Genomic DNA, 10,475 nt, shown 5'->3' on the forward strand with positions numbered 1-10,475 from the left:
CATATGCTGTACCTGTGGGAGCGGCCTTGTGTCGCGAAAGGGCCGCAACGCGGTCCCGGCAATATCAGCTGGGAGGCACAGATACTGGGGGCGCTTCGCACCCCTTTCGCGACACAAGGCCGCTCCCACAAAGGTACAGCGTATGCCTTCTCAGACTCTGAAGGCCCGCACCGCCCGGTTCAGTTCACCGCCCAGGCTCAGCAACTGCTCGCCTTGCTCGCGCCCCTCGCCAATGCGCTGCAGGTTGTCCTCACCCAGCTCATGGATCCGCTCGCTGTGGTCGCGAATTTCGCTCACGGCACCACTCTGCTGCGCCGTGACATCGGCAATCCGCACCGCAGTGTCCGAAATGGTGCGAATGGCACAGACAATCTCGTCCAGCGCCCCATCCGCCGCCTGCGCCTGGTTGGCCGTGGCCTCGGCATGCTCAAGCTGCGCACGCATCCCGGCCACCGAACTTCTGGCTGCCTGCTGCAAGCGGTCGATCAGTGCCTGAATCTCGCCGGTCGCACCGGTGGTGCGCTGTGCCAGCGAACGCACCTCATCGGCTACCACGGCGAAACCACGGCCCATCTCACCGGCGCGGGCCGCTTCGATCGCGGCATTTAGCGCCAGCAGGTTGGTCTGCTCGGCAATCGAGCGGATCACCGTCAGCACGCCACCGATGGTGGCCGACTCCTCCGCCAGTTGCTCGATCATGCGGGCGTTGCCCTGCACCTCGTCGACCAGCTCACGCAAGCCTGACAGGCTCTGGCCGATCACCGCCTGGCCCTGCTCCACTGCACGCCCGGCATCGCGGCTGGCGTCGGCTGCGGCACTGGCGTCGCCGGCCACTTGCTGGATGGTTGCTTCCAGCTCACCCAAGGCATCGCGGATCTGCCCGGTGTCGCCGGCCTGGCGTTCGGCGCCGTCATGCAGGGCGGCGCTCATGCCGGCCAGGGCGTGGCTGCTGCCAGCCACCTGCTCGGCGTTGTGGCGGATGGTGCCGACCAGCTCCACCAGGTACTGGCGCAGGCGGTTGAGCGATTCCTGGATGTCGCGCAGTTCGCGGTTGGTCCTGCCCAGGGCGATGGCCTCGGCGAAGTCACCCTCGGCCCAGCGCGACAGGGCAGGGGCCAGGCCGGTCAAAGTGCGCGCCAGGCGGCGTTGCAAGGTGTCGATCAGCAGGGCGATAAGCAGGATCAGGCCGATCATCAGGCCCTGGATGATGCGCACTTCGCCGGCAATTTTCCCATGCTGACCGCGTACCTCGGGCTCCAGTGCCGCAATGGCCTGTTGCACGGCCTCCAGGCGTTGGCCGGTGCTGGCCGCCAGGGCGACGCGGCGCTCGATCTGTTCGCGGGTGCGCTGCAGTTCCGCCGGGTAGCGGCCGAGCAGGCTCTGCAGTTCGCGCTTGAGGCCGACGGCAATGTCTTCCTGCTGGGCGCTGGCCTGGGTTTCCAGGCCCATCATCGCGGCGAAGTCGTCGGCACCGGATTCGGCGCTACGGGTTACGCCCAGCAAGGGCAAGGCGTCGATCGCCTGGGCCTGGGCACGGATCAGTTGCAGTTCGCGCTCCACTTCGTCGGCCAGCTCCGGGCGGCCGCTGCTGACCAACTTGTCCCGGGCCAGCGACAGGCGACCGAGGTGCACGGTGGCGTCGAGCAGTGGCACCAGGTAGCGGTTGGCGTCGGCGCTGCCGCTGTCGCGGGCGTAGCCGGCCAGTTGTTCGAAGTTGGCGCCCAGTTCCCGCTCGGCCTGCAGCAGCAGGGCTTGCGGGTCACCAGCCAGCTTGCCGGCGGCCAGCAGCTCCTCGGCGGTAAAGGCTTGCAGGCTGTCCAGGCTGGGGCGCAGTTTGTCGGCCAGTTCGCTGGGCCACTCGGCCAGCGCGGCCTGCAGCTGCTGGTTGGCCTCCATCGCCGCGGCGTGGCGCAGGGCATCGCCACTGCCCAGGTACGCCTGGATGTTGCGGGCCGCCTGGTTCTGGAACTGCTGGGACAGGCCCAGGTAGCGCTCCATCAACTGGTAGGGGCGCTCAAGGGCCCGCTGCGACCACCAAAGGGTGGCGCCCAGGGCGATACACACGGTTACCAGCAACAGGGTGTTGAAATTGGTCAGCCACTTCAGGCGCATAGCCGCGAGCTTCCTGCGGGGGAGGGAGAGGTCGGTGGCTGAAGTTATTGCGATCTTGTGACGGGGTGATGACGACAGGGGGGGCGCCATAAAAAAAGTGGCACAGTGCCTGTATCTGTATTGCCTGTACTGGCCTATTCGCGGGCTCGCCCGCTCCCACAGGATATCTACCAGACCTGAATGCAGCGTAATCCCTGTGGGAGCGGGCAAGCCCGCGAAGAGGCCGGTACAGGCGATGAAGAACTCAGGGCTCTACACGCACCACGCAATTACGCCCGGCATGCTTGGCCCGATACAGCGCCTCGTCCGCTGCACTGGCCATGGTCAGCGCATCCAGCCCCTCATCCATTTGCACCACCCCGGCACTGAAGGTGCACTGCAAGTCCCGTGGCTGCGCCGGGTAGAGAATCTCGGCAAAGCGCCGGCGGATTTCGTCCAGCACCTTGTGCGCCGCGTCCAGCGCGGTATTGGGCATGACAATGGCGAACTCTTCACCACCGTAACGGCCAATGAAATCGGTCTTGCGCAAGCGCTGCTTGAGAAACAGCGCCAGGCTCTTGATCACCCGGTCGCCCATGGGGTGGCCGTGGCGGTCGTTGATCTTCTTGAAGTGGTCGATGTCGAGCATGGCAAAGCTCAACGGCTGCTGCTCGCGACGGGCGCGGAAGCTGCAGTCTTCCAGCAGTTGCAGGATGTGGGTGTGGTTGTACAACCCGGTCAGGCTGTCGCGCACCATGCGCGCCTTCAGGTGCCGGGCGCGGGCGGCGCGGTTGCGCACGGTGGTGATCAGGTGGCGTGAGCGAAACGGCTTGGTCAGGAAGTCATCACCGCCTTCGCTCATGGCATCCAGCTGCTTGTCCAGGTCGTCCTCGGCAGACAGGTAGATGATCGGCACGCTCACATAGCGGTCGCTGTGGCGGATCACCTTGGCCAGCTCAGGGCCGGTGCAGGTCGGCATGTACAGGTCGAGGATGATCAGGTCGGGCTGGAAGTCGGCCAGCTCGGCCATGGTGCGGATCGGGTCGGTCAGGCTGCGGGTGATCATGCCGGCACTGGCCAGCACGCGCTCGGTGTACAGCGCCTGGGTGCGCGAGTCGTCGATGATCAGCACGCGCAATGGGTCATGCTGAGTGGCATTGGTCAGCAGTTCGACCTTTTCCAGCAGGCTGGAGGCTTCCAGGGTGCCGGTGAGGAAGTCCTGGCCACCGGCGCGCACGGCGGCCAGGCGGGTCGGGGTGTCGGTTTCGTGGTGGCTGAAGAACAGCAGCGGTATATGCCGGGCCAGCCCCTGCTGCACCTGGGCAGCCAGCAGCAGGCCTTGGCCGGCACCGTTGAAGTCGACATCCAGGATGATGGCCGAGGGCGGGTATTCGCCGATCGAGGCCTGAAACGCCGCGGCGCTGGGCAGCGCCTGCACCACCAGGCCAAAGAATTCCAGTTGCTGGGCCAGGCGCTGGGCACGTTCGTGGTCCTGCAGCAGGATATACACCGGCTTGCGCAGGGGCGGCAGCAGCACCTGGTCGAGCGGGTCGTCCTTGCGCAGGCCGCTACGCGTCAGCTGTTGGGCGGGGCACAGCGGGCTCGGCTCGGCTGCTTGGCTCATGTCCTGGCTACTTGTAGGTTGGGGTGTGCAGGGGCGATGATGGCTCTATGCTAGCAGTTCTTTTCAGGTGCGTGAGTGCGCTGCATCAACAAAGCGGTCAGAACGAATATTCAGTTGCTGACCGATTGGTCGCTTATGCGTAAGGCGGTGTCTGCTTTATAGTGCTGCCACGCGGGCTTGCCGTGGCACCCTGGCGCAGGCCTGTGGTCCAAGCCCCTGAACCGTCGTGACTGATTAAGGACAAAGCCATGCTGGACTGGAAAAACCGCGAGGCCAAAGCCGAGCCCCGCGAGCGTGTCGACGGCCGTGGCGCCGCCGCCCGTAGCTACCTTGGCGGCCTCTGGAGCCGTGCCCTGGGGACCCTGATCGGGTTGTACCTGCTGGTGTGTATCGGCCTGGGCTGGTACTGGAGCCAGGAGCCGGAGCTGTTCCCGGTGCAGCAGAACGCCCAGGCCGCAGCCGAGCGTACCGGCCAGCAGATGGTGGTGGGCTACACCACTATCGAAACCCTCAAGACCGTGGCCGGCACCTTGCTGAACAAGCCCGGTGGCTACATTTCCAACGACCGCTTCCCGCCAGGGCTGTGGATGGACAACATGCCGAGCTGGGAATATGGCGTGCTGGTCCAGGTGCGCGACCTGTCCCGTGCCCTGCGCAAGGACTTCGCCCGTTCGCAGTCGCAGTCGACCGAAGACGCCGACCTGGCCAAGGCCGAGCCGCGTTTCAACTTCGACAACAAGAGCTGGATCCTGCCATCGAGCGAGTCGGAGTTCGAAGAGGGCATCAAGTCGCTGACCCGCTACCAGACCCGTCTGGCTGCCGGCGACAAGGGCGCAATCTTCTACACCCGTGCCGACAACCTGAACAACTGGCTGGGTGACGTGGCCACCCGCCTGGGCTCGCTGTCGCAGCGCCTGTCGGCCAGCGTTGGCCGGGTCAAGCTCAACACCACGCTGAAGACCGAGTCGCTGGTCGCCGGCCAGGCACCGCAGGTGGACGAGGAGCTGGTGGAAACCCCATGGCTGCAGATCGACAACGTGTTCTACGAAGCCCGTGGCCAGGCCTGGGCGCTGTCGCACCTGCTGCGCGCCATCGAGGTGGACTTTGCCGACGTGCTGGCGAAGAAGAACGCCACGGTCAGCGTGCGCCAGATCATCCGTGAGCTGGAAGCCTCGCAGGAAGCCCTGTGGAGCCCGATGGTGCTCAACGGCAGCGGCTTCGGCATGTGGGCCAACCACTCGCTGGTCATGGCCAACTACATTTCCCGGGCCAACGCGGCGGTCATCGACCTGCGTCAGCTGCTGTCGCAGGGTTGACGATGGCGATCAGCCCGAACGAGGCCGCCCACCGGGCGGCTTCCGACCGAGAACTGGTCACCTGGGTGGACGAAGCCGACCAGGTGCTGGGTGCCTTGCCCCGCGCCGAACTGCGCGAGCGCGGCCTGATTGGGCGTTGCACGTTCATTCTGCTGTTCAACAGTGCCGGTGAACTGTGCGTGCACCGGCGCACCCTGAGCAAGGCGCTGTACCCGGGGTACTGGGATGTGGCGGCAGGCGGCATGGTGACGGCCGGGGAGTCGTATGCCGATTCGGCGGCGCGGGAGCTGGCCGAGGAGCTGGGGATCGACGGTCTGGAGCTGCGTTTTCATGAGCGGTTCTACTTTGACCAGCCGGATAACCACTTGTGGTGTGCGGTGTATTCGGCGGTGTCGGATGCGCCGTTGCGGTTACAGCCGGAAGAGGTGATCGAGGCGCGCTTCATTGGCCTGGAGCAGGCTGAGCAAGAAAGCCTGACCAAGCCGTATTGCCCGGACTCGTTGGCGGCGTTGCAGCGCTACAAAGCCAGCCTCAAATAGATGCGTGGCCCATGCCGGCCCCTTCGCGGGTAAACCCGCTCCCACAGGGATTTCACAGGTCGTGAAACCTGCGCAGTACCTGTGGGAGCGGGTTTACCCGCGAAGGGGTCGCAAAACATTCGCAAAATGCCGCATTCCAGTACTTAGCAACAGCCGGATTTATCGTTACACTGCGCGCCCTTTTCGGGCTGCCGCAGGTCTTGCGGCAGTAGCGCCGCCCCTGCCAGAGTGGGGCTTCGCGGTCGGCTCCCGTCGACCAGTTTTTGTCCTCAGCACAGAGGAACAAAAGTGGCCAAGAAAGCTTCTTCCTTCGCCGCCCTTGGCGGTCTCGTTTACTCCACCGACACCGGTCGGCACTGCCCCGACTGTAGCCAGCCGGTGGATGCCTGTACCTGCAAGCAGCAGGTCATCCCCGAAGGCGATGGCATTGCCCGTGTGCGCCGCGAAAGCAAGGGCCGCGGCGGCAAGACCGTGACCACCGTCACCGGCGTGCCGCTGCCGCTCGATCAGCTCAAGGAGCTGGCCTCTACCCTCAAGCGCCGCTGCGGTACCGGTGGCGCTTTGAAGGATGGGGTCATCGAAATCCAGGGCGACCATGTCGAACTGCTGATCGGTGAGCTGACCAAGCAAGGCTTCAAGGCGAAAAAGTCCGGCGGCTGATGCGGCCACGCGATTTTTTGCCCAGTGCTTTCTAAACTCGTTGCCGTGACCAGGGTCTACCCGAGGGCACGGACGAATCGTCATTTTTGGCTTTTACACTGCGCCCGCCTCCTTGCGGGGCAGTGTCTTCGACTTATCTATAGGGGACTTGAATGTCCGTACGACGCACACGCAAAGACGATGGTAGCCAATGGACCGTGGCCGACAGCCGCAGTGTTTATGGTATCCGCCATTGGGGCGCTGGTTATTTCGCCATCAATGAAGCCGGGCGCGTCGAAGTACGCCCCAACGGCCCCAAAAGCGCACCGATCGACCTGTTCGAACAGGTCGACGAATTGCGCCAGAGCGGCCTGTCGCTGCCATTGCTGGTGCGCTTCCCCGACATTCTGCAAGACCGCGTGCGCCAGCTGACCGGCGCCTTCGATGCCAACATCGCGCGCCTGGAATACCAGAGCAAGTACACCGCGCTGTACCCGATCAAGGTCAACCAGCAGGAAGCGGTGGTGGAAAACATCATCGCCACGCAGAACGTTTCCATTGGCCTGGAAGCCGGCTCCAAGCCCGAGCTGCTGGCAGTGCTGGCGTTGGCGCCGAAGGGCGGCACCATCGTCTGCAACGGCTACAAGGACCGCGAGTTCATCCGTCTGGCGCTGATGGGCCAGAAGCTCGGCCACAACGTGTTCATCGTCATCGAGAAAGAGTCGGAAGTGGCCCTGGTGATCGATGAGGCTGCCGAGCTCAAGGTCAAGCCGCAGGTCGGCCTGCGCGTGCGCCTGTCGTCGCTGGCCTCGAGCAAGTGGGCCGACACCGGTGGCGAGAAGTCCAAGTTCGGCTTGTCCGCCGCCCAGCTGATCTCGGTGGTGCAGCGCTTCCGCGATGCCGGCCTGGACCAGGGTATCCGCCTGCTGCACTTCCACATGGGGTCGCAGATCGCCAACCTGGCCGACTACCAGCACGGCTTCAAGGAAGCCATCCGTTACTACGGTGAGCTGCGTGCGCTGGGCCTGCCGGTCGACCATATCGACGTTGGCGGTGGTTTGGGCGTGGATTACGACGGTACCCACTCGCGCAATGCCAGCTCGATCAACTACGACATGGACGACTACGCCGGCGTGGTGGTGGGCATGCTCAAGGAGTTCTGCGACGCGCAGGGCCTGCCGCACCCGCACATCTTCTCCGAGAGCGGCCGTTCGCTGACCGCGCACCACGCCATGCTGGTGATCCAGGTGACCGACGTCGAGAAGCACAACGACGACGTGCCGACCATCGAGAACAAGGAAGCCCTGCCCGAGACCGTGCAGTGGCTGGTCGACCTGCTCGGCCCGACCGACATCGAGATGGTGACCGAGACCTACTGGCGCGCCACCCACTACATGGGTGACGTGGCCGCGCAGTATGCCGATGGCAAGATCAGCCTGGCCGAGAAGGCCCTGGCCGAGCAGTGCTACTTTGCCGTGTGCCGCCGCCTGCACAACTCGCTGAAAGCCCGCCAGCGCTCGCACCGCCAGGTGCTGGACGAGCTGAACGACAAGCTGGCCGACAAGTACATCTGCAACTTCTCGGTGTTCCAGAGCCTGCCGGACACCTGGGCCATCGGCCAGGTACTGCCGATCATCCCGCTGCACCGCCTGGACGAAGAGCCGATGCGTCGTGCCGTGCTGCAGGACCTGACCTGTGACTCCGACGGCAAGATCAACCAGTACGTCGACGAGCAGAGCATCGAGACCAGCATGCCGGTGCATGCGGTGAAGGAGGGCGAGGACTACCTGCTGGGTGTGTTCCTGGTCGGTGCCTACCAGGAAATCCTCGGTGACATGCACAACCTGTTCGGTGACACCGACTCGGTGAACATCTACCAGAACGCCGACGGTAGCGTGTACCACGCCGGTATCGAGACCCACGACACCATCGAAGACATGCTGCGCTATGTGCACCTGTCGCCGGAGGAGTTGATGACGCACTACCGTGACAAGGTGGCCAGCGCCAAGATCACTGCGCGGGAGCGGACCCAGTTCCTGGATGCCCTGCGCCTTGGTCTGACCCGGTCTTCGTACCTGTCGTCGTGATTGCCAGGCCGCTCCCGCTTTTTTGTGGGAGCGGCCTTGCGTCGCGATATGAGGGCGAAGCCCTCACAGCGTCATACCTGGTAATGGTCCAGTCCTCGCCTATCGCATCAGCGCCGCTACCTTTGAATGCAATGTTCAAAGGAGGACGACATGGAAAGTCCCGGCTCCCATCGTTTACGTAGTGGCCGAGTGTCCGAACCAGGGCGTCTCTACCTGCTCACCACGACCACTCGCAACCGAACACCGTTGTTCAAAGACTTCTTGTTCGCCAGAACAGTTATCCAGCAATTGCGGCTCAGCGAAGAGCGCAAGGCGTGTCGATCTCTGGCGTGGGTCTTGATGCCGGATCATCTTCACTGGCTTCTCGAGCTTGGGCCGTCGAGCCTGGGTAGGCTGATGTGCGAGTTCAAGTCCAGAAGCAGTTGTGCGCTGTACAAGGTGGGGGCTGAAAGGCGGCATATCTGGCAGACCAGCTTTCATGATCGGGCTTTGCGCCGCGAGGAGGATGTGAGGGCAGTGGCGCGCTACATCATCGCCAATCCCATTCGGGCTGGCCTGGTGCGGCGGGCTGGTGATTATCCACATTGGGATTGTGTGTGGCTGTGAATCCGCAGGTGAGGGCTTCGCCCTCATTTCGCGACACAAGGCCGCTCCCACAAAGTCCTGCGTACGCCGATCAATGTGGGAGCGGCCCCGGCATTACTGAACCCAAAGCCCTTTTTCCTGCAACCGCCACCCCACCCACCCCAACGTCACCGCCCGCAACGCCATGAACCCGAGAAACGCCAACCACAACCCATGGTTGCCAAACCCACCCATGAGCACTCCCAAAGGCAGCGCAATCACCACCGACACCAACATCGCATTACGCATCTCCCGCGCCCGTGTCGCGCCAATGAACAAGCCATCCAGCAAATAGCTCCACACCGCAATCAACGGCAGCAATGCCAGGTACGGCAGGTACGGATAAGCCGCTGCCCGCACACTTTCGATGTCGGTCTGCAAATCGATGAACAGGTGCCCGCCCAGCAGGAACAACCCGGCAAACCCGAGGCTGGTGATCAGCGACCAGCCACAGGCCACCACCAGCGAGCGGCGCAATGTGTCGCGGTCGCGGGCGCCAATGGCATGGCCGCACAGTGCCTCCACCGCATGCGCCAACCCGTCGAGCGCATAGGCAGTCAGCAGCAGGCCATTGAGCAGCAGGGCATTGGCCGCCACGGTGGCTTCGCCCAGGCGTGCGCCCTGCACGGTTATCAGCAGGAACACCAGTTGCAGCGCCAGGCTGCGCAGGAAGATGTCGCGGTTCACCGCCAGCAGTGGCCGCCAGGCCTGCCAGCGCTTGAGCGCCGCCCACACGATCTGCCCCGGGTAGGCACGCAGGGCCGGGCGGGTCAGGGCCAGGCCGAGCAGGGCGGCGCTCCACTCGGCAATCACCGACGCCCGCGCCGAGCCCAGCACGCCCCAATTCAGGCCAAGCACGAACCACAGGTTCAAGGCGATGTTCAGCAGGTTGGTGGTCAGCAGGATGGCCAGCGGCGCCCGCGCGTTCTGGGTGCCGAGGAACCAGCCGACCAGGGCGTAGCTGGCCAGTGCCGCGGGCAGGCCGAGCAGGCGGGTATGGAAGAAGTCTTCGGTGGCTTGCTGCAGGGCCGCACTAGGTTGGATCGCCTGCAGCGCCAGCTGGCTGAAGGGCAGGGCCAGCAGGCCGATCAGCAGGGCGAAGCCGACCGCCAGCAGCAGCCCTTGTACCAGCACCTGGCGCAGCGCTGCACCGTCGCCACGCCCGGCGGCCTGGGCGGCGAAGCCGGTAGAGCCCATGCGCAGGAAGCCCATCAGGCCGACCATGAAGGTGAACAGCGTGGCGCCCACGGCTACGGCACCCAACTGGTGGGCGTGGGGGAGGTGGCCGATGACCGTGCTGTCGACCAGGGCTACCAGCGGCACGGAGATGTTGGACAGGATCATCGGCGCGGCCAGGGCCCAGACCTTGTGGTGGGTGGGGCGGTGCTGCCAGTCGGTGGTCAGTGAGGTCATCGGGTGTCCTGGGGAATCCTGGGGCTGCTGCGCAGCCCTTTCGCGACACAAGGCCGCTCCCACAAGAATCGTGTAAACCGGAAGCCTGTGCAGTACCTGTGGGAGCGGCCTTGCGTCGCGAAAGGGGCGCAAAGCGCCCCCG

The 10,475-nt window shown here is 64.5% G+C and carries 8 protein-coding genes; 5 read left to right on the forward strand and 3 right to left on the reverse strand.

What is annotated here, in order from left to right; translation table 11 throughout:
• Positions 1-150 precede the first annotated feature (150 nt).
• Positions 151-2,112 carry a methyl-accepting chemotaxis protein gene (locus ABX298_RS13545; RefSeq protein WP_317410198.1) on the reverse strand — a complete coding sequence of 654 codons (1,962 nt, stop codon included), beginning with the start codon at positions 2,110-2,112 and terminating at the stop codon, positions 151-153.
• 244 nt (positions 2,113-2,356) lie between these two features.
• The gene (locus ABX298_RS13550) at positions 2,357-3,715 is read right to left on the reverse strand and encodes a diguanylate cyclase (RefSeq protein ID WP_367393220.1); all 1,359 of its coding nucleotides are present in this window, start codon (positions 3,713-3,715) and stop codon (positions 2,357-2,359) included.
• 248 nt (positions 3,716-3,963) lie between these two features.
• Here ABX298_RS13550 and ABX298_RS13555 point away from each other — a divergent pair, with 248 nt between their 5' ends.
• From ABX298_RS13555 to ABX298_RS13575, 5 genes are all read left to right on the forward strand, one after another.
• A complete protein-coding gene (locus tag ABX298_RS13555) occupies positions 3,964-5,031 on the forward strand; it encodes a DUF2333 family protein (RefSeq protein ID WP_013970713.1) in 1,068 nt (355 codons plus the stop codon).
• A 2-nt stretch (positions 5,032-5,033) separates the two neighbouring features.
• On the forward strand, positions 5,034-5,570 hold the full coding sequence (locus tag ABX298_RS13560) for an NUDIX hydrolase (RefSeq protein WP_367393221.1): 537 nt from the start codon (positions 5,034-5,036) through the stop codon (positions 5,568-5,570).
• A gap of 288 nt (positions 5,571-5,858) precedes the next feature.
• Positions 5,859-6,230 carry a translation initiation factor Sui1 gene (locus ABX298_RS13565; RefSeq protein WP_003257057.1) on the forward strand — a complete coding sequence of 124 codons (372 nt, stop codon included), beginning with the start codon at positions 5,859-5,861 and terminating at the stop codon, positions 6,228-6,230.
• A gap of 152 nt (positions 6,231-6,382) precedes the next feature.
• Positions 6,383-8,296 carry an arginine decarboxylase gene (gene speA / locus ABX298_RS13570; protein ID WP_025337567.1) on the forward strand — a complete coding sequence of 638 codons (1,914 nt, stop codon included), beginning with the start codon at positions 6,383-6,385 and terminating at the stop codon, positions 8,294-8,296.
• Positions 8,297-8,446: 150 nt separating this feature from the next.
• Positions 8,447-8,902 carry a transposase gene (locus ABX298_RS13575; protein WP_023662678.1) on the forward strand — a complete coding sequence of 152 codons (456 nt, stop codon included), beginning with the start codon at positions 8,447-8,449 and terminating at the stop codon, positions 8,900-8,902.
• Positions 8,903-8,995: 93 nt separating this feature from the next.
• On the opposite strand, the gene ABX298_RS13580 is transcribed toward ABX298_RS13575, so the two are convergent.
• A complete protein-coding gene (locus ABX298_RS13580; RefSeq protein ID WP_367393222.1) occupies positions 8,996-10,333 on the reverse strand; it encodes an MATE family efflux transporter in 1,338 nt (445 codons plus the stop codon).
• Positions 10,334-10,475 lie beyond the last annotated feature (142 nt).

Origin of the sequence: Pseudomonas sp. X4, from assembly GCF_040784925.1 — a bacterium.
Classification (GTDB): domain Bacteria; phylum Pseudomonadota; class Gammaproteobacteria; order Pseudomonadales; family Pseudomonadaceae; genus Aquipseudomonas; species Aquipseudomonas putida_Z.